Origin of the sequence: Pseudomonas veronii, from assembly GCF_002028325.1 — a bacterium.
Classification (GTDB): Bacteria; Pseudomonadota; Gammaproteobacteria; order Pseudomonadales; family Pseudomonadaceae; genus Aquipseudomonas; species Aquipseudomonas veronii.
The window spans coordinates 6,044,240-6,063,164 of the sequence record NZ_CP018420.1 but is presented as its reverse complement, the minus strand read 5'-3'; the positions used below and the strand labels follow the sequence as shown (position 1 = coordinate 6,063,164).

Here is an 18,925-nt window from a genome sequence, read left to right as displayed (position 1 = left end):
TGTGCATCGGGTGCCATGCTATAGTTCGCGCCCTCTTTTATATCCCCGATGTGTTCCCCGCCCACCATGACCAAACGTGAAGCTCCAATCTATAAGGTGATTTTCCTCAACCAGGGCCAGGTGTTCGAAATGTACGCCAAGCAGATCTATCAAAGTGATCTGTGGGGCTTCCTGGAAGTGGAAGAGTTCGTCTTTGGCGAGCGCACACAACTGGTCGTCGACCCGGGCGAGGAAAAACTCAAGGCCCAGTTCGAAGGCGTGGTGCGCAGTTTTGTGCCGATGCATTCGATCGTGCGTATCGATGAAGTCGAGCGCCTGGGCACGCCGAAGATCAGCGAAGCGCGTGGCACGAGCAATGTCATGCCGTTTCCGATGCCGATGCCTGAGAAGTAGGGCGTTTGTAGCGAGGGCGCTGGCTCCCTCGTCACCGGTCGATCAGGGCAGGGGCGAGAACGGCGAGCGCCCATCCGCACTCTGCAGTTCCTGCAGATAATTGCGGAAGATCTGGCCCAGCACCTGGGTCGCCAGTTCCAGTTCATCGCGCTGCATGTGTTCGGCAACTTCGTCGGCGGTGTCCAGCGCGTCTTCGGCGCCGTTGACCGCGGCCATTTTCAGCACGATATACGCCTGGACGTTATTGGCCGGCACCCCTTCGCCTTTGAAGAACATGGTGCCCAGCTGGAATTGCGCCTGGGCGTGGCCCTGCAGCGAGGCTTTTTCGAAGTAGTTCAACGCTTTGTTGAGGTCGCGCGCGGGGTTCTTGCCGTCGTGGTAGTACTCGCCCAACTCGTATTGCGCCTGCGCATCCCCGCCGTCGGCCTGTTTCTGGCACGCGCTCAGGGCTTCGGCCTGGCTGTCTGGCTGGGTATTGAGGGTGCAACGACCCATCGCTGGGATTAACAACGAGTTGCCGCCTGCTTGTGCATGTGCCAGCAGCGGCTGAAGGAGCAACAGGCAGCCCAGGACCAGGGTGCGGCCGGTGCGTTTCATGGGAATCGACTTACCTCTGACGGGGCACGCGGACCCTCGGGGGTCCAATAAGCGCGCATTATGAAATAAGCAGACCTCTGCTTACAAAGTCTTTACTCGTTTTTCTGCCGGTTGGGCAAGTTATCTGCCGGATTGCAGGTGATTTCTCGAGAAAACCAGGAAAAGTCTGTAAGCAAAGTAGCAAATCTGACGCCGCCGGGGGCGACGTCAGAATGCTGTGCCGGTTATTTCAGGGCGGCGAAGGCGCGCTCGGCAGCATCCAGGGTCAGTTTCAACTCGGCGTCGCCATGGGCGATCGAGGTGAAGCCGGCTTCAAAGGCGCTCGGTGCCAGGTACACGCCGCCGTCCAGCATCAGGTGGAAGAAGCGCTTGAACAGGCCGGCGTCGCTGCCCATCACGTCCTCAAAGGTGACGATATCGTCGGCGCCGCTGAAATACAGGCCGAACATGCCGCCTGCTTGCGTGGTGACAAACGGAATGCCAGCGGCATCGGCGCGCTGTTGCAGGCCGTCGAGCAGGCGGGAGGTGTAGTCGGTCAGCTCGGCATGGAAGCCCGGGCGGCTGATCAGGCGCAGAGTGGTCAGGCCGGCGGCCATGGCCAGCGGGTTACCGGACAGGGTGCCCGCCTGGTACACCGGGCCCAGCGGCGCGATGTATTGCATGATTTCGCGCTTGCCGCCGAAGCAGCCCACCGGCATGCCGCCACCGATGATCTTGCCGAAGGTGCTCAGGTCCGGCGTTACGCCGTAATGCGCCTGGGCGCCACCGAGGGCCACGCGGAAGCCGGTCATCACTTCGTCGAAAATCAGCACCACGCCATGCTTGTCGCACTGTGCGCGCAGGCCTTCGAGGAAGCCCGGGGCCGGCGGTACGCAGTTCATGTTGCCAGCGACCGGCTCGACGATGATGCACGCCACCTCCTGGCCCACTTCATTGAGCATCTGCTCGACGGCGGCGATGTTGTTGAACGGCAGGGTCAGGGTGTGTTTGGCGAAGTCTGCTGGCACACCGGCCGAGCTTGGCACGCCCTGGGTCAGCGCGCCGGACCCGGCCTTGACCAGCAGGCTGTCGGAGTGACCGTGGTAGCAGCCTTCGAACTTGATGATGCTGTCGCGGCCGGTGAAACCGCGGGCCAGGCGAATCGCGCTCATGGTGGCTTCGGTGCCGGAGCTGACCATCCGCACCATCTCCATCGACGGCACGATCGAGCAGACCAGATCGGCCATCTCGGTTTCCATCGAGGTCGGGGCGCCGTAGGACAGGCCGTGTTGCAACTGCTGGCGCACGGCGTCGAGTACGTCCGGGTGGCTGTGGCCGAGGATCATCGGGCCCCAGGAACCGACGTAGTCCACATAGCGCTTGTCGTCTTCGTCGGTGACGTAGGCGCCTTCGGCATGCTTGAAGAACAGCGGCGTGCCGCCGACGCTCTTGAATGCACGCACGGGGGAGTTCACACCGCCGGGGATGTGTTTCTGGGCATCGGCAAACAGGGTTTCGGAACGGGACATGATCGGGCTCTCTAAACTGAAGATTTAAGAAGATCGTTGAAAGCGCGGGCGCGACGCGTGACTTCCTGGGTGCTGTCGGCACCAAACAGGCCGTGTACCACGGCGAGCAAGTCGGCCCCGTGGGCCACCAGCGGTTCGGCATTCTCCAGGGTGACGCCGCCGATCACGCAGATCGGCAACTGCAGGCGCGCGCGGGCCTGGGCCAGCATTTCGAGGCTGGCGGCGGGGGCGCCGGGCTTGGTGCTGGAGTTGAAGAAGCGGCCGAAGGCGACGTAGCTGGCGCCTTCTTTCGCGGCCTGTTCGGCCAGTTCGATCTGGCTGTGGCAGGTGGCGCCGATGATCGCCTTGGAGCCCAGCAACGCACGGGCCGTGGTCAGGGGACCATCGGTCTGGCCCAGGTGAACGCCGACGCCCAGGCGCGCGGCCAGTTCGGCGTCATCGTTGATGATCAGTTGGGTCTTGTAGCGCGAGCACAATTCGCGGAGCTTTTCCGCTTCACGCAGGCGCCGGGCCTCGTCGCTGCTTTTGTCACGGTACTGCAGCAGGGTCACGCCGCCATCCAGCGCCGCTTCGACGTAGGCGAGGAATTTGCCGGCCAATAATTGGCTGTCGGTAATGGCATAAAGGCCACGTAGTTTCATCGGGCAGGCCTCTTGGTGTTACGAGCAGAAATCCAGCGGCAGTCGGCGAGGCACGAACTGGCCCTGGCCGAGTTGTTCGGCGTCACGCAGGGTGCGCCAAGTGTAGTTGAGGGCCGATTGCACGGCGCTGACCAGGCCTTCACCCTGGGCGATCCGGCCCGCCAGCGCGCTGGCCAGCGTACACCCCGAACCGTGATAGCTGCCGGGCAGGCGCTGGCAGGTAAAGGTCTGGCGCGTGCCGTCGCGGCTGTACAGGCGGTTGTGGACTTGGTGCTCATCGCCATGGCCGCCGGTAATCAGCAGGTGCTTGATAAACGGCAACAGCTTTTCCGCGCATTCGTCCGCCGTGCCCTCAGGCAGTTCGGCAAGGATGCGTGCTTCAGGCAGGTTGGGCGTGGCGATCAGCGACAACGGCAACAGCCGCTCGCGCATGGCGTAGCCGACTTCGTCCTTGCCCAGGCTGCCGCCGCCGCCGGCGCGCAGCACGGGGTCGCACACCACCTGCAGGTGCGGGTGCGCCTGCAGCAGTTCGACCACGGTGTCGACCATCGCGGTGGAGCCGAGCATGCCCAGCTTGACCGCCGCCACTGGCGAATCGCTGAGCACGGCGTTGGCCTGGGCCAGCACCCACTCGCGGTCGAGCACGCGGAAATCACTGACGTTGACGGTGTTCTGCACCGTCAGCGCGGTAACGGCCGGGGCCGCATGGCAACCCTGGGCGAGCAGGGCTTCGATATCTGCCTGCAAGCCGGCGCCACCACTGGGATCATGGCCGGAGAGACAGAGGACAACGGGGCGAGAGCTGTAGATATTCATGGTGCGCGAGCTTACCACCAAACGCTTTTGGCGTGGCCGTCTGGCGATGGCTGAATTTTGCCCGGATCCATGGGCGGTTATGGCTGTTTGCTAGTATCGGATTTTAGTTGTGAAGTCCGCTGAAAGCCTTGTTCTAGAGCCTTTAGAAAAATTATATCAATGGTGTCTAATGGCCTTTAGCAGCTATGCTAAAGTGATTCGAAACAACTTACTGTATCGCCGGTATACGTCTTCTCAAAAGGAATGGGGGGCTTTTTGACATGACCGGACAGGTCACGCTGGGGCTCTATGCGTTATTTGCTGATTTTATTATTGTGCGGGCTACCGCTGCTCGCCGACGCCATTGAGTTCACCCAAGACACTCGAAGCCTGCCGCTGGGCCGGGCCATGCAAGTGCTCGAAGACCCGACCAACACCCTGACCATCGCCGATGTGAGCGCTCCCGCCGCTGCCACACAGTTCAAGCCCCACGACAAAGACACCCTCAACGCCGGCTATTCGCGCTCGGTGTTCTGGCTCAAGGTCAACCTGCGTTACCAGCCCAAGCCGCCTGAAACCCAGCGCACCTGGCTGCTGGAGTTGGCCTATCCGCCCCTCGACCACCTTGACCTGTACTTGCCCGACAGCACCGGCAACTATCGCCTGGCCGGTCGCACCGGGGATGCCTTGGCGTTCTCCAGCCGCGAGATTCGCCAGAACAACTATTTGTTCAAGGTCGACTTCACGCCGGGCGAAACCAAGACCGTCTACCTGCGCCTGCAAAGCGAAGGTTCGATCCAGGCGCCGCTGACGCTGTGGTCCAGCACTGCCTACCTGGAACAACAACCGCTGCGCCTATATGTATTGGGCCTGATCTATGGCGTGTTGCTGGGGATGCTGGTGTACAACCTGTTCATCTACCTCAGCGTGCGCGACACCAGCTACCTTTATTACATCTTCTATATCGCCTCGTTCGGTCTGTACCAGCTGTCGGTGAACGGTGCGGCGGTGGAGTATTTCTGGCCGAACAACCCCTGGTGGGCGAATGCCGCGACGCCGTTCATGATCGGCTCGGCGGCGTTGTTCGGCAGCTTGTTCGCCCGCAGCTTCCTGCACACCGCCCAGCACAGCCGCTGGATCAATCGCCTGTTGCTGGCGCTGGTGGCCTGTGGCGCGGTGGTGATGCTGCTCTCACTGATGACCAGCTACGCCCTCGCGCTGCGCCTGGCCACCGGCCTGGCGCTGGTGTTCACCGTGACTATCTTCGTCGCCGCCATCAAGGCCTGGTACTGCGGCCAGCGGGTGGCGCGTTATTTCATCATCGCCTGGTCGGCGTTCCTGCTGGGCGGCGTGGTCAACACCTTGATGGTGCTGGGTTACCTGCCGAATGTGTTCCTCACCATGTACGCCAGCCAGATCGGCTCGGCGATCGAAGTGGCGCTGTTGTCCCTGGCCCTGGCGGACCGCATCAACGCCATGCGCGAGCAACAGGCGCAGATCCTCTACGATGCGAGCCAGAAGCTCGAACTGCTCAACCAGCAGTTGGCCCGCAGTAACCGGCTCAAGGACGAATTCCTCGCCACCCTGACCCACGAACTGCGCACGCCGATGAATGGGGTGATCGGCTCCCTGGAGTTGATGCAGACCGTGCCCCTGGACGACGACCTGGCGAACTACCAGCAAACCGCCGCCGGCTCGGCGCGGGACATGATGCGGATGGTCAATGGCATCCTCACCCTCACCGAGTTGCAGGCCGGGCGCCTGAGTGCCCAGCCCAGGGTGTTCAGCCTGCGCGGCGTGCTCGACACCTTGCGCCAGCAGTTCAGCGCCAGCGCCCAGAGCAAAGGCCTGGCCTTTTCCATCGATGTCGCCGACGACTTGCCCGATCGCCTGCGCGGCGATGCCGACAAACTCAGCCAGTGCCTGGATTGCCTGTTGGACAACGCCTTCAAGTTCACCCACGAAGGCGTCGTGCGTCTGCGGGTGGTCGGCGTGCCCCTGAGCGATGGCACCGTGCGCCTGAGTTTTATCGTCACCGACACGGGCATCGGCTTTGCGTTCCTCGACGAGGCCACCCTGTACCAGCGGTTCTTCCAGCTCGATGGCTCGACGACCCGCGAATACGGTGGCCTGGGGATTGGTCTGGCAATCTGCCGGCAACTGATCGAATTACTCGGCGGGCGTCTCACCCATCATTCCGAACCGCGCAAGGGCAGTCGTTTTCAGCTGGAACTGGCGGTCACCCCGCTGCAGCCCGAGCCACGCCCGGCAAGCCCCGCGCACGCACGCACGCCTGCGCAGTGTGCGGTGTTGCTGGTGGACGACAACAGCGTCGGCCAGTTGGTGGTGCGCGGCATGTTGCTCAAGCTCGGTTATCGGGTGAAAACCGTCGACAGCGGGCCGGCGGCGTTGGCGGCGTTGCAGGGGGAAACCTTCGACGCAGTGTTGCTGGATATACCGGAAGGCGGTTTCTCGTTGTGCTGTCAGATTCGCGCGTTGCCCGGCTGCGGCGAGTTACCGGTGATCGCCCTGAGCACCACGTTGAATGTGTCCGAACGCGAGCGCTGCCATGGCATCGGCATCACCGAGCGCCTGGTCAAGCCGGTACGTTTCGACGCGCTGCAAGCGCTGCTGGAACGTCGGCTGCTGTGTCCGTCAGAGGGCGAAAGCGCCGGACATTCGGCGCGTATGCCACTTTTTTAAGCGAGATGACGGTGCTTAACTGAAATTCGGGCCGCAACTCCAGGTGGCCTTTTTTCCAGGAGGCCCGTCATGAACCTGCACCAGTTCGCCGAAACCCACGACGTCACCAACCAGCCGCCCTCCCTGGACGGCATCAACCTGTACCGCATCGATGTGCCGCTGCAAGACTGGTCGCACCGCTTCGGTGCCGGCTGGGCTGCACCGCGCTTCGATGCGTATGGCGCGTTGGCCGGTGGGCCGCTGATGGCGGCCGGGTTCCTGGCGAACCAGAACAAGCCACAGTTCAGCAGCCATGACCGCTATGGTCACCGTGTCGACCTGGTGGAGTTTCACCCGGCCTACCATGAGCTGATGCACACCGCCGTCGAGCATGGCCTGCCGTCGCTGCCGTGGGCTCATCCACAATCCGGCGCCCATGTGGCCCGTGCTGCCCTGACGTACCTGCACAGCCAGGCCGAGGCCGGCACCGGCTGCCCGTTGACCATGACCTTTGCCAGCGTCCCGGCCCTGCGCCTGCAACCGGACCTGGCGCAGACCTGGCTGCCGAAAATCCTCAGCACCGACTACGACCCGCGCAACGTCGGCATCGCCCACAAGGCCGGTGCCACCATCGGCATGGCGATGACCGAGAAACAGGGCGGCACCGACGTGCGCGCCAACACCACGCGTGCTTACCCCGTGGGCGCGGCCGGTCCCGGCCAAGCCTATGAACTGGTGGGGCACAAGTGGTTCTGCTCGGCGCCGATGTGCGATGCGTTCCTCACCCTGGCCCAGACCGACAAGGGCCTCACCTGCTTCCTACTGCCTCGGCACCGTCCGGACGACACGCGCAACCAGTTCTATATCCAGCGTCTGAAAAACAAACTCGGCAATTGCTCCAACGCGTCCAGCGAAGTCGAGTTCCGCGGCGCCCTGGCCTGGATGGTCGGCGAAGAAGGCCGTGGCGTGCCGACCATCATCGAGATGGTCGCCATGACCCGCTTCGATTGCATGGTCGGCTCCAGCGCCTTGATGCGCCAGGCGCTGACCCAGGCCAGCCATCATTGCGCCCATCGTTCGGTCGGCGGTCGCGTACTCAGCGAGCAGCCGCTGATGCAAAACGTGCTGGCCGACCTGGCGCTGGAAAGCGAGGCCTCGCTGGCCTTGAGCTTGCGCATGGGCCGCGCCCTCGATCATTTAGGCGATGAGCAGGAAGCCAAGTTCTCCCGGCTGGTGACGGCGGTGGGTAAGTATTGGATCTGCAAGCGCGCGCCGGCGATGATCAACGAAGCCGCCGAGTGCATGGGCGGTGCCGGTTATGTGGAGGACAGTATCCTGCCGCGCTTGTATCGTGAGGCGCCGGTGAATTCGACGTGGGAAGGTTCCGGCAATGTGCAGTGCCTGGACGTGCTGCGCGCCTTGTCCAAAGAACCGGGCGTGCTGGAAGCGCTGTTCGTCGAGCTGGGCGACGGGCATGGCGACAGGCAGTTGGCGCGGCATGTCGAGCAACTGAAATCGGCGTTCATGGACACCCAGGATATCCAGTACCGCGCGCGGCAGCTAACTGAGGACATTGCCGTAGCGTTGCAGGCCAAGTTGTTGCTGGAGGCTGGGAACGCGGCGGTCAGCGATGGGTTTATCGCCAGCCGTTTGGGCCAGTCGTCGGGACGCGTGTATGGCACCTTGCCACGAGGTGTGGATGTTGAGGCGATTGTCGCGCGGTCCACGCCACAGGCCCTTTGAATACACGCGGTCAACATGTGGGAGCTGGCTTGCCTGCGATCGCGGTGTGCCAGCCTCCCACAGGGACTGAGCTCTTCTTGAGTAGGCATGCCAATTCAAAGTTTGCGTCTGGCCGGGATACAGGCAAGATAAAGGTCTGCAAGTCAGCACACAGGATGCTTACCGTGACCGAAGCTTTTGTTGTCGTTCAAACCGCCGAAGAAGCCGTGGACCGGCTGGCGGCTCTGCATGAGCGTGCTACCGGCGCGCTCAATCAGGCCCTCAAGCAATACCTCAAGGACCGCGTCGAGCCCGACGCCGAACAACGCGCGATGTTTCGTTACCCGGAGCTGCGCCTGACTTACCAATGCCATGGCGAAGTCCCACAAACCACCCGGGCGTATGCCAAGGTCCAACTGCCGGGGACTTACAGCGTCACCGTCACCCATCCGTCGGCATTCCGTAAATACCTGCTGGAGCAATTGGTGCCGCTGATGCACGACTTCACCGTGACGGTGGAAGTCGGCGTCAGCCAGCAGAATATTCCTTACCCGTATGTGGTCGAGCAGGGCGACGAACTGGCCGGCTCCGGCGTGACCGCCGCGACCCTGGCGCGGGTGTTCCCCAGCACCGACCTGTCGGCCGCCACCGATGGCATCGCCGACGGCCTGTACGACTGGGAAAACACCGACCCGCTGCCCCTGGCCCTGTTCGATGCGGCCCGCGTGGACTTTTCCCTGCGCCGCCTGGTGCATTACACCGGCAGCGATTGGCGCCATGTACAGCCGTGGATCCTGCTGACCAACTACCACCGTTATGTCGACCAGTTCATCGTGCATGGCCTGGAGCAACTGCGCAGCGACCCGCGTTTTATCCGCATGGTGTTGCCGGGCAACGTGATCATCGACAAGAGCATGGACCACGGCGAAGCGTCCGCCATTGCCGCAGGCGTGGTCTGGCACCGTTACCAGATGCCGGCCTACCACCTGCAGGCCACTGACGGCCACGGGGTGACGCTGGTCAACATCGGCGTCGGCCCGTCCAACGCCAAGAACATCACCGACCACCTGGCCGTGCTGCGTCCGCATTGCTGGCTGATGATCGGCCACTGCGGCGGCCTGCGCCAATCCCAGACCATCGGCGACTATGTCCTGGCTCACGCCTATATGCGCCGTGACGGCATTCTCGACCGCGTAGTGCCGCCGAACATCCCGATCCCGGCCCTGGCCGAAGTGCAGATGGCCTTGCAGCAAGCGGCGGCCAACGTCACCGGCGAAAAAGGCGAAGAGCTGAAAAAGCGCCTGCGCACCGGCACCGTGCTGACCTACGACGACCGCAACTGGGAACTGCGCTGGGCCCAGGAACGGCCGCTGATCAACCTGTCCCGCGCCGTCGCGGTGGACATGGAAAGCGGCACCATCGCCGCTCAAGGCTACCGTTTGCGCGTGCCCTACGGCACGTTGCTGTGTGTCTCGGACAAGCCGTTGCACAGTGAGATCAAGCTGCCGGGCTCGGCCAACGCGTTCTATGAGCGGGCGGTCAGCCAGCACTTGAAGATCGGCATCGAAGCGGTCGACCTGTTGCGCACCGAGCTCAACTCGCTGCACTCGCGCAAACTGCGCAGCTTCGACGAGCCGCCGTTCCGCTAAGCGGTTGGGATGGTCATTTAGCGGTCAGGCCACTAGCATTGTCGGTCCTGACCGTTAGATGTTCCTTTGCCATGTCCCGTCCCAGCCGTCCCGATTCGCGTCGCCCTGGCGTGAAAGCCCCGTATTCCGCAGCCCGTCGCGTCGCCAAGGCGCCACCGGCCGAGCCGAAGCTGATCCTGTTCAATAAACCGTTCGACGTGCTGACCCAGTTCAGCGACGAAGGCGGGCGGGCGACCCTCAAGGATTTTATCGACATCCCCGGCATCTACCCGGCGGGCCGCCTGGACCGTGACAGCGAAGGCCTGCTGCTGTTGACCAACGACGGTCAATTGCAGGCGCGGATTGCCGACCCCAAGCACAAGCTGGCGAAAACCTACTGGGTGCAGGTGGAAGGCGAACCTACCGAAGAACAACTGCAACGCCTGCGCGACGGGGTGGAGCTCAACGACGGCATGACCTTGCCCGCCGAAGCCCGGCAACTGGACGAGCCTGAGTTATGGCCACGCAACCCGCCGGTGCGTTTTCGCAAAAGCGTGCCGACCCACTGGCTGGAGTTGGTGATTCGTGAGGGGCGAAACCGCCAGGTGCGGCGCATGACCGCGGCGGTGGGGTTGCCCACCTTGCGCCTGGTGCGCGTGCGGATTGGCGATTGGTCCATCGACGGCCTGGATCAGGGCCAATGGAAGGCCGTACCGGCGCGCTTATAAGGCGCCGGACTCGATCAGGCCGATCACCACGCTCTTGATGACGAACGCGGCCACGCCCAGGCCCAGCACGAAGAACAGAATGAACGAGCCAAAACGCCCGGCCTTGGATTTTTTCGCCAGGTCCCAGACGATGAAGCCCATGAAAATGATCAGAATCGTGACCAGGCCGGTCATCATCCATTCTTCGAATAGTGCGGGGTCAATCGAGTTCATTCGGTAATTTTTCCGACAGGGCAGGCGGGAAGTATACGGCAGTGCTCGGGCTGGGCATTGACCTGCGTCGGTGCGTCGCAGGCAGACTTCACGGTTGAAACACAGGCTGAATGTGGGAGGGAGCGAGCCCACTCCCACCTTTGACCGTCACCGATCTCAAGTACGCAGGTGGGTCAGCGGCAGCTCGGTGCTGTTCAATACCTGGTTCAGCACAAAGCTCGAGCGCACGCTGGTCACGCCTTCGATCCGAGTGAGGTGGCCCAGCAGCAGCTTCTGGTAGTGATCCATGTCGGGCACCACCACTTTCAACTGATAGTCGGCATCCATCCCGGTCACCAGGCTGCATTCCAGCACCTGCGGCAGGGTGCGGATGGCGGCTTCGAAGTTCTCGAAGCGCTCGGGGGTGTGGCGGTCCATGCCGATCAGCACGTAGGCGGTGAGGCTCAGGCCGAGCATCTTGCGGTCGAGCAGCGCGACCTGGCGGGCGATGTAGCCGTCGTCCTCCAATTGCTTGACCCGGCGCGAGCAGGGCGACGGCGACAGCCCGATACGCTCGGCCAACTCCTGGTTGGAGATCCTCGCGTCGCGCTGCAATTCCGCCAAAATACTCAGGTCGTATCGGTCAAGTTTGCTCATGGGGCTGGCCTTTGTCGTAACTATTGCGGTGAATTATCCCTTAAGGGTTAAAAATTGCGCAAGCACTGTTTATTGACGCAATCTTCGCAATCATCTGCCGGGGCGCTGCGCCTATGATTACCAACAGAATCACCGCCTGGACATAGTCCACTGCAGCTCGCCCAATCAGGCCCGCTGCGGCCGCCACCCCAGCAGGGTTGAGCCGGCCTCCAGGCTGCACACTGTCCACAAGACGGCGTGAGGTGAGCCAACGTCATAAGCGTTGAGCCAGGACGAAGTTCTCAAGGGGCGGCCGACGGGCTGCCCCTTTCTTTTTGCCTTAAGAAAATAGTTCTCGTGACTGATAACCTGTTCCAGAACCGGGCGAGGCTTTTCCAGTCTCATTGATAAGCCCTAAACCGCAGTGAGGAAGAGCATGAAGCGCATCTGGCGAATGGCAGGTGTTGGTTTGTTGGTGGTCAGCGTCAGCGCGCAGGTAACAGCGGACGAGCGTGATAATTCACCCGAGCGGCCGCAGGGCGGCGGGCAGCATGAACGCGGCCCTGAAGGTGGCGGGCGGCCCGAGAATAATCAGCCACGCCCGCAGATCGCGCCGCCTCGGCCTGAGAACAATCAGCCACGCCCGGAGAACCCACATTTTGATCGCGGCGGCCCGAACGGCGGCGGTCAGGGGCAAGGCCGGCCCCAGGGCAATGAGCCGGGTCGCCCGGCACCGCAGCCACAACCGTCGAACAGCCTGCCGATCCAGGGGCGGCCCGATACGGTGCGCCAGACCCAGGAACCGCGTGAGGGTTACTACCGCGATATCCCGCGCCGCAACGACGGCAATCAACATTGGGAGGCCGGTGGCCCCGGTTCACGTCCAGGCAACGACGGCGGCTACCACAATGGGCGTCCCGGTGATAATCGCTGGCCAGGTCGCCCCGATGGGCACGGCAACGGCTGGGGCCCCGGCCCGCAGTATCGCCCGGGGTATATGGTGGATCGTTTTCCCGAGCGTAATTACCGCGTGCCTTACCGTGGCCAGGATTATTTCTTCTCCGGCGGCTACTGGTATCGCCCGCAAGGCCCGCGCTATGTAGTGGTGGCGCCGCCGTATGGCATCCGCGTGCATTACTTGCCGGACTACGCGCGCGAAGTGTGGGTGGGCGGTGCGCTGTTCTTCCTCGCGGCGGGTGCTTATTACACCTACGAAAACAGTACCCAGCAGTACGTGGTGGTGGAACCGCCGACCGCCGTACCGGCACCGCAGCCAGCACCCCAGGGTAACGGTTATGACGTGGTGGCCTATCCCGCCAACGGCCAGTCACCGGCGCAGGTGCAGCAGGATGGTTACGACTGTTATCGCTGGGCCGTGCAGCAAAGTGGCTTTGACCCGCAAGCGGTCACCTACGCTCCAGCCCCGGCAGTGGTGCAAGCCTACCGCCAGGCCCAGGGCAACTGCCTGAGCAGTCGCGGCTATCAGGTGCAGTACTAGGCCTGGGCGCCACTCACCACATCCAACGGGTCGGCGTGTACCAGCACTTCGGCCCGCGGGTAGGCTTTGTGAATGGCATCGGCGGCCTGGTCGCTGATGCCGTGGGCGACAGACAACGTCAATTCCCCCGGCAATTCCAGGTGCAGTTGCACAAACCAGTGGTTGCCGGAAATCCGCGTGCGCAAGTCGTGTGCGCCCAGCACGCCGGGTACGCCACGCGCCAATTCCAGCATGTGCTGGCTGACGTCCGGCGGCAGTTCTTCGTCCATCAGCACGGCAAAGCTTTCCCGGGCGATCTGGATCGCGCTCCACAGAATGTAGGCCGCGATGCCCAGGCCAAACCAGGCGTCGATCTGATGGAAGCCGAAACCGGCCAGGATCAGCGCAATCAAGATACTGCCATTGAGCAGCAGGTCCGAGCGGTAGTGCAGCGAGTCGGCGCGCACGGCGCTTGAGCCGGTTTCCCGCACCACGTGGTGTTGCAGGACCAGCAGGGCCACGGTCAGCGCCAGGGACAAGATAATCACGCCAATGCTCAGCCACGGCGCGCCCACCGGCTCGGGATGCTTGATCCGTTCGAATGCCTGCAACGCAATCAGCACCGCACTGCCGGCGATAAACAGCGCCTGCGCCATCCCGGCCAGCGACTCGGCCTTGCCATGCCCGTAACGGTGATCGTCATCGGCCGGGCGCAGGGCGTAATGCACCGCCAGCAGATTGAGCAGCGAGGTGACACCATCGAGTAGCGAATCGGTCAACCCGGCGAGCATGCTCACCGAGCCGCTGAGCCACCAGGCGATGGCCTTGGTCACAATCAGCACAGAGGCCACGCCCACCGAGGCGCGCGTGGCCAGGCGCAAGAGCCGGGCGTGTTCGGGACTGCTGGTCATAAGCGGGTCAGATCCTTAGGCGGACGGTTGTAAGCCGAGGGCCGCCAGTTGTTGCACGCTGCCCTTGAACTGGATCATGCGCGGGTCGTCCAGCGGCAGCGTGCGACCGGTTTCCTGCTGGATGATGGTCTGCAGCTTGGCGGTGTCGACCTTGCCGTCGGCACCGATGGCTTGCTGCAGTTTCTCCGGGGCGACTTGTGCGGTCTTGCCCGGTTCGAAGTAGATCGCGCCGGTGGCGAAGTCGACGCCGAAGGCGATCAGGCCAGGGATCACGTAGAACAGCAGGCCCACGGCATCGAGCACGGCAATCGTCGGGTCGATCTTGCCGTCGATCTGGCCGCGGCGGTCGGGATAGAAAATCGAACCGCAGGCCGTCAGTTGGCTCAGCAGAGTGACGGCGAGGACACCGCCGATGACACGGGAAGCGATACGCATGGAAAATCTCCTGTCAGTCACTGTGGGAGCGAGCTTACTCGCGAAAGACGTTAACGATACCGCGTGCTGCCTGAATGTGCGTGGTGCTCTGTGATTTTTCGCGAGCAGGCTCGCGCCTACGGGAGACCACCACCGGTATCCGACAGTTCGCCGTTATACTCGCCGCTCTGCTTTGGAGCCAGTATGAATTCGTTGCCGATCGATGATGTTTTACCCGCCCTGCGTGACGCCTTGGCGAATCGCCATGAAGCCGTGCTGGAAGCACCGCCCGGCGCCGGTAAAACCACCCGCGTACCCTTGGCCTTGTTGAATGAGCCTTGGCTGGCCGGGCAGACCATCCTGATGCTCGAACCCCGACGCCTGGCCGCGCGCGCCGCCGCCGAGCGCCTGGCCAGCGAGCTGGGGGAAAAGGTCGGTGAAACCGTCGGCTACCGCATCCGCCTCGACAGTAAAGTGGGGCCCAACACACGCATCGAAGTGGTCACCGAAGGCATCCTCACCCGCCGCCTGCAGGACGACCCGGCGCTGGACGGCGTGGGCCTGCTGATCTTCGACGAATTCCACGAACGCAGCCTCGACGCCGACCTGGCGCTGGCCCTGAGCCTGAATGGCCGCGACCTGTTTCGCGACGAGCAGCCGCTGAAAATCCTGCTGATGTCCGCCACCCTCGAAGGCGAGCGCCTGGCCGCGCTGCTGGACAACGCGCCGATCCTGCGCAGCGAAGGGCGTATGTTCCCGGTGCAGATGCGCTGGGGGCGGCCGTACCAGGCCGGTGAATTCATCGAGCCGCGCCTGGTGCAGACCATCCTCGACGCTTTGCATGACGAAACCGGCAGCGTGCTGGTGTTCCTGCCCGGCCAGGCGGAGATCCGCCGGGTCAACCAGCAACTGGCGGACGTGCTCGGTGATCGCCGCGATGTGCTGCTCTGCCCGCTGCATGGCGAACTCGACCTGAACGCCCAGCGTGCCGCCATCGACCCGGCACCCGCCGGCAAGCGCAAAGTGGTGCTGGCCACCAACATCGCCGAGACCAGCCTGACCATCGATGGCGTGCGCGTGGTGATCGACGCCGGGTTGGCGCGTGTGCCGCGTTTCGACCCCGGCAGCGGCATGACCCGCCTCGACACCCAGCGCATCTCCCGCGCCAGCGCCACTCAGCGTGCCGGTCGGGCCGGGCGCCTGGAACCGGGCGTGTGCTATCGCTTGTGGTCCGAGGACCAGCACGAAGGCCTGGCCGCCTATGGCAGCGCGGAAATTCTCGCCGCCGACCTCGCCGGGCTGGCCTTGCAACTGGCGCGTTGGGGCGTTGCGCCCGCGCAGTTGGTGTGGCTCGACATGCCGCCCGCTGCCGCGTATGCCCAGGCCCAGGACCTGCTGCAACGCCTCGGCGCCTTGAATGACGACAAACTGACCGCCCACGGCCAGAAGATGGCCGAGCTGCCGGCCCATCCGCGCATCGCCCATCTGCTGCTGCGCGGGCAGGATCTGGGGCTGGCGGCCACTGCGTGTGATGTCGCCGCGCTGCTGGGCGAGCGCGACATCCTGCGCGGGGGCGGCGCGGATCTGCACAGTCGCCTGGCGTTATTGTCCGGTGAAGAACGCGCGCGGGGCACTCAGGGTGGTGTTCAGCGCGCCAAGCAGTTGGCCCGGCAATATCGCGGCTATTTGCGCGGCCAGGCGACCCAGCCGGTGGCCGACCCCGAACACCCGCGTTGGCTTGGCGCGCTGCTGGCGTTGGCCTATCCCGACCGCGTGGCCCAACAACGCCGCCCCGGCGGCGCCGAATACCGCCTGGCCAATGGCCGCGCCGCCTTGTTCGCCGAGGCCGATAGCCTGATGAAACAAGCCTGGCTGGTGATTGCCGACCTGGGCAGCCGCCAGGGCCAGCGCGAAGAACGCATCTACCTGGCGGCGGATTTTGATCCGGCGCTGTTCGACACGGTCCTCGCCGAACAAGTACGCACCGTCGACCAATTGGATTGGGACGAGCGCGAAGGCGTGCTGCGCGCCGAGCGCCAGCGCAAAGTCGGCGAACTGGTGCTCAGCCGCGAACCCCTCAGCGGCCTCGACGAAAACGCCCGCAGCCAGGCGCTGGTCAACCTGGTCCGGCGCAAAGGCCTGGAGCTGTTGCCCTGGACGCCGGAACTGCGCCAATGGCAGGCCCGTGTGATGTTGCTGCGCCAGCTGGACACCGGCACCACCAGCGAATGGCCCGACGTCAGCGACAGCGCCTTGCTCGCCAGCCTGGAGCACTGGCTGATGCCTTACCTGGGCAAGGTCTCGCGCCTCAGTCATTTCGCCAATCTGGATATTTCCAGCTACCTGCACAACCTGTTGCCCTGGCCGTTGCCCCAACGCCTGGACGAACTGGCACCGCACCATTTGAAAGTGCCGTCGGGTTCGTCGGTGCGCTTGGACTACAGCGAGCATCCGCCGATTCTGGCGGTGCGCCTGCAGGAATTGTTCGGCCTGGCGGATACACCGCGCATTGCCGGCGGGCGCCAGGTGGTCAAGTTGCACCTGCTGTCCCCGGCGCGACGGCCGGTGCAGGTGACCCAGGATCTGGCGAACTTCTGGCGCAGTACCTACGCCGAGGTGAAGAAAGATCTGAAAGGGCGCTATCCCAAACATTACTGGCCGGATGACCCGTTGGTGGCCGAGGCCACCGCCCGAATCAAACCACGCAAGTAAGCGTGACCGCGACTCAAATGTGGGAGGGGCGGTTATTGCGCGGCGGGCAGCAAGAAGCGGGCGATGACTGGCAGATGGTTGGAAATGCGCAACGTATCCGCCTGGCGCACCTTGGCTTCTACACGCTTGATCCGCGAGCTGTAGAACAGGTAATCGACGGTGCGATCCGGCCCGTCCAGGCTCGGGTCATTCGGAAAGTGCGTCAGCCACTGCTCACGATCAATCCCGCTGGATTCGCTGTTGCTCGGGATCATCGGGTATTTGTCCCACAGCAGATGCAGTTCGCTGTCCGGTGAATACTGCCCGCGTTTACCGGCATCCAGGCGCAGGAATTGCCCCAGCGGCAGCAAATTGAAATCCCCACCGATCAACCACGGCGTACCGCGGCTTTCGAACTTATCCAGCAGTTTCACCGTGGCCTGGACTTGTGCTTGCACTGCACTGCGCCCGGGTGCGTCGCCCTCCAGGCGAGTGTTGAGCACCGCCAGTTGGCCGCCGTCGCTCAAGGGCAGATAGGTCAGCAGCAACGCCGGTTTGGGTTGGAACTGACGGCTGATGAAATCCGCGGGCGGTACGGGCAGTTGCAGGCGTTCGGCGTGTTCGATCTGGTAGCGGCTCAGGGTCACCAGCTTGCGGCCGACGCTGCCGAAAATATGCAGGTTGGGGATAAAGTCGGCTTTCCAGTCGAAGGCCTGGGCGCTGCAGGGGTAGAGATCGACGAGCCGCTCTTGCAGCAGCGCCACCTGATCCTGGTAGTGGGACGGCTTGGCGCCTTCGTCGAGTTCCTGCAACAGCAGGATGTCGGGCTGTTCGTCGCGAATCACCCGGGCCACTTCGTCGAGGCTGAAGGCCATGTCTTCGACGGTGGGGCGGTCGTCCGGGCCGCTGCCGTCGGCGGTGTCGTACCAGAACACGTAGTTCTTGCCGGCCAGGTACTGCACGTTCCAGGTCATCACCTTGAGCGCCTGCCCGGGCAGCAGGGTCGGCGCACGGGGCGCGATGCAGCTCACGGGCAGGGTTTGCTTGTCGGCGGGGCGCCAGGTCAGGCTGTAGATCAGGGCCGTCAGCAGGCCCGCGATGATCAGCAGGCCCAGCAAGGTGATGCGCAATAAACGGGTCATCGGCTCGGCTTATAGCGTGTCAGGGGTGACACGGAGCATATCACCGCACGTCGGCGTCGCCACCGATCAGCATAAATAAACGGAACAGCACCACACTGGTAAACAGCTGCAGGAAGCTGTGCGCGCTGTCGATCAGCACGCCCAGCAACGGCGCGGGCTCGGGATACGCGGCCATGCTGGCGCCTTTGAGCAGCCACAGTGGCGTCATTACGCACAGCAGGCACACCAGGATTCGCCAGAAATGCCCGCGGGTCAGGCGCAAACTTTCCTTCATCGCCGCCAGTGCAGGCATGCCGCGCAGCACCAGCAGGTATTCGGCGAACGCCAGCACCACCATCAGCCACAGGCCCGGCAGGAAATACAGCGACAGCCCGAGCAGTATCAGCAGGGTGCTCATCGCCGTCAGCAGGGCGAAGCGCGGCCACAGCGTCAGGGCCATGGCCCACACATCCTTGGTGCGCGGCGATTCGCCACGGGTGCGGGCGTCGAGAAACAGGATCAGCGCCCCGGTGTACAGCGGATACACCAGCAACCCCACCACCACGCTGTAGCCGGGGAAGGCGTCCGGGCCGAGCGTGTGGTCGAGCACCTGTTGCAGCAGGGCTTCGAGGATCACCAGCGGCAGGCACAGCTGGACGATGGCGCCCAGGTTGCGCTGGGTGAAACGGAGGGAGTCGCGCAGCACATCTAACGGATTCATCAGAGTCATCACAGGCCGAAAAAAAGCAGGGGCACACTTTAACCGATAGGTGCCGTGAGCAAGCAAAC

The 18,925-nt window shown here is 63.5% G+C and carries 17 protein-coding genes; 7 read left to right on the top strand and 10 right to left on the bottom strand.

Annotation, left to right across the window (positions count from 1 at the left end):
• Positions 1 to 66 precede the first annotated feature (66 nt).
• Complete coding sequence (locus tag PverR02_RS27780) at positions 67 to 393, top strand: DUF1820 family protein (protein ID WP_003194436.1); 327 nt, start codon at positions 67 to 69, stop codon at positions 391 to 393.
• Positions 394 to 435: 42 nt separating this feature from the next.
• On the opposite strand, the gene PverR02_RS27775 is transcribed toward PverR02_RS27780, so the two are convergent.
• The 4 genes from PverR02_RS27775 to PverR02_RS27760 all read right to left on the bottom strand — a co-directional run bounded on the left by PverR02_RS27775 (position 436) and on the right by PverR02_RS27760 (position 3,955).
• Positions 436 to 990 (bottom strand): tetratricopeptide repeat protein, encoded by a 555-nt coding sequence (locus tag PverR02_RS27775; RefSeq protein ID WP_017848324.1) that lies wholly within the window; start codon positions 988 to 990, stop codon positions 436 to 438.
• Positions 991 to 1,214: 224 nt separating this feature from the next.
• Positions 1,215 to 2,498, bottom strand: coding sequence for a glutamate-1-semialdehyde 2,1-aminomutase (gene hemL, locus PverR02_RS27770; RefSeq protein ID WP_046381936.1), 1,284 nt, complete (start codon positions 2,496 to 2,498; stop codon positions 1,215 to 1,217).
• An 11-nt stretch (positions 2,499 to 2,509) separates the two neighbouring features.
• Positions 2,510 to 3,139: a thiamine phosphate synthase gene (gene thiE, locus PverR02_RS27765; protein WP_017848322.1), complete on the bottom strand. Its 630-nt coding sequence runs from the start codon at positions 3,137 to 3,139 to the stop codon at positions 2,510 to 2,512.
• A gap of 18 nt (positions 3,140 to 3,157) precedes the next feature.
• The gene (locus PverR02_RS27760) at positions 3,158 to 3,955 is read right to left on the bottom strand and encodes a hydroxymethylpyrimidine/phosphomethylpyrimidine kinase (RefSeq protein ID WP_079444778.1); all 798 of its coding nucleotides are present in this window, start codon (positions 3,953 to 3,955) and stop codon (positions 3,158 to 3,160) included.
• 288 nt (positions 3,956 to 4,243) lie between these two features.
• Between PverR02_RS27760 and PverR02_RS27755 the strand changes: the two genes are divergently transcribed.
• The 4 genes from PverR02_RS27755 (at position 4,244) to PverR02_RS27740 (ending at position 10,694) form a co-directional block, all read left to right on the top strand.
• Positions 4,244 to 6,637 (top strand): hybrid sensor histidine kinase/response regulator, encoded by a 2,394-nt coding sequence (locus tag PverR02_RS27755; protein WP_079444777.1) that lies wholly within the window; start codon positions 4,244 to 4,246, stop codon positions 6,635 to 6,637.
• Between the two features lie 69 nt (positions 6,638 to 6,706).
• Positions 6,707 to 8,359, top strand: coding sequence for an acyl-CoA dehydrogenase family protein (locus tag PverR02_RS27750; protein WP_079444776.1), 1,653 nt, complete (start codon positions 6,707 to 6,709; stop codon positions 8,357 to 8,359).
• A 155-nt stretch (positions 8,360 to 8,514) separates the two neighbouring features.
• Positions 8,515 to 9,987 (top strand): AMP nucleosidase, encoded by a 1,473-nt coding sequence (gene amn / locus PverR02_RS27745; protein ID WP_167379492.1) that lies wholly within the window; start codon positions 8,515 to 8,517, stop codon positions 9,985 to 9,987.
• Positions 9,988 to 10,058: 71 nt separating this feature from the next.
• Positions 10,059 to 10,694, top strand: a complete 636-nt coding sequence (locus tag PverR02_RS27740; RefSeq protein WP_017848317.1) for a pseudouridine synthase — start codon at positions 10,059 to 10,061, stop codon at positions 10,692 to 10,694.
• On the opposite strand, the gene PverR02_RS27735 is transcribed toward PverR02_RS27740, so the two are convergent.
• Both PverR02_RS27735 and PverR02_RS27730 read right to left on the bottom strand, forming a co-directional pair.
• Positions 10,689 to 10,898, bottom strand: coding sequence for a DUF2788 domain-containing protein (locus tag PverR02_RS27735; protein WP_026140189.1), 210 nt, complete (start codon positions 10,896 to 10,898; stop codon positions 10,689 to 10,691). The two genes, PverR02_RS27740 and PverR02_RS27735, sit on opposite strands and share 6 nt — an antisense overlap.
• 165 nt (positions 10,899 to 11,063) lie before the next feature.
• A complete protein-coding gene (locus tag PverR02_RS27730; RefSeq protein ID WP_003194418.1) occupies positions 11,064 to 11,543 on the bottom strand; it encodes an Lrp/AsnC family transcriptional regulator in 480 nt (159 codons plus the stop codon).
• Positions 11,544 to 11,958: 415 nt separating this feature from the next.
• Between PverR02_RS27730 and PverR02_RS27725 the strand changes: the two genes are divergently transcribed.
• Complete coding sequence (locus PverR02_RS27725; RefSeq protein ID WP_079444774.1) at positions 11,959 to 13,020, top strand: DUF6515 family protein; 1,062 nt, start codon at positions 11,959 to 11,961, stop codon at positions 13,018 to 13,020.
• Here the strand turns inward: PverR02_RS27725 and PverR02_RS27720 are convergent.
• Together PverR02_RS27720 and PverR02_RS27715 are read right to left on the bottom strand one after the other, a co-directional pair.
• The gene (locus tag PverR02_RS27720; RefSeq protein ID WP_017848314.1) at positions 13,017 to 13,910 is read right to left on the bottom strand and encodes a cation diffusion facilitator family transporter; all 894 of its coding nucleotides are present in this window, start codon (positions 13,908 to 13,910) and stop codon (positions 13,017 to 13,019) included. The genes PverR02_RS27725 and PverR02_RS27720 overlap by 4 nt on opposite strands.
• A gap of 15 nt (positions 13,911 to 13,925) precedes the next feature.
• Positions 13,926 to 14,345, bottom strand: a complete 420-nt coding sequence (locus PverR02_RS27715; protein ID WP_017848313.1) for a hypothetical protein — start codon at positions 14,343 to 14,345, stop codon at positions 13,926 to 13,928.
• Between the two features lie 183 nt (positions 14,346 to 14,528).
• Between PverR02_RS27715 and hrpB the strand changes: the two genes are divergently transcribed.
• The gene (hrpB, locus tag PverR02_RS27710; protein WP_079444773.1) at positions 14,529 to 17,036 is read left to right on the top strand and encodes an ATP-dependent helicase HrpB; all 2,508 of its coding nucleotides are present in this window, start codon (positions 14,529 to 14,531) and stop codon (positions 17,034 to 17,036) included.
• 32 nt (positions 17,037 to 17,068) lie between these two features.
• On the opposite strand, the gene PverR02_RS27705 is transcribed toward hrpB, so the two are convergent.
• The gene (locus PverR02_RS27705) at positions 17,069 to 18,157 is read right to left on the bottom strand and encodes an endonuclease/exonuclease/phosphatase family protein (RefSeq protein ID WP_079444772.1); all 1,089 of its coding nucleotides are present in this window, start codon (positions 18,155 to 18,157) and stop codon (positions 17,069 to 17,071) included.
• Positions 18,158 to 18,197: 40 nt separating this feature from the next.
• Positions 18,198 to 18,857, bottom strand: a complete 660-nt coding sequence (locus PverR02_RS27700) for a YciC family protein (protein WP_046381956.1) — start codon at positions 18,855 to 18,857, stop codon at positions 18,198 to 18,200.
• Between the last annotated feature and the right edge of the window lie 68 nt (positions 18,858 to 18,925).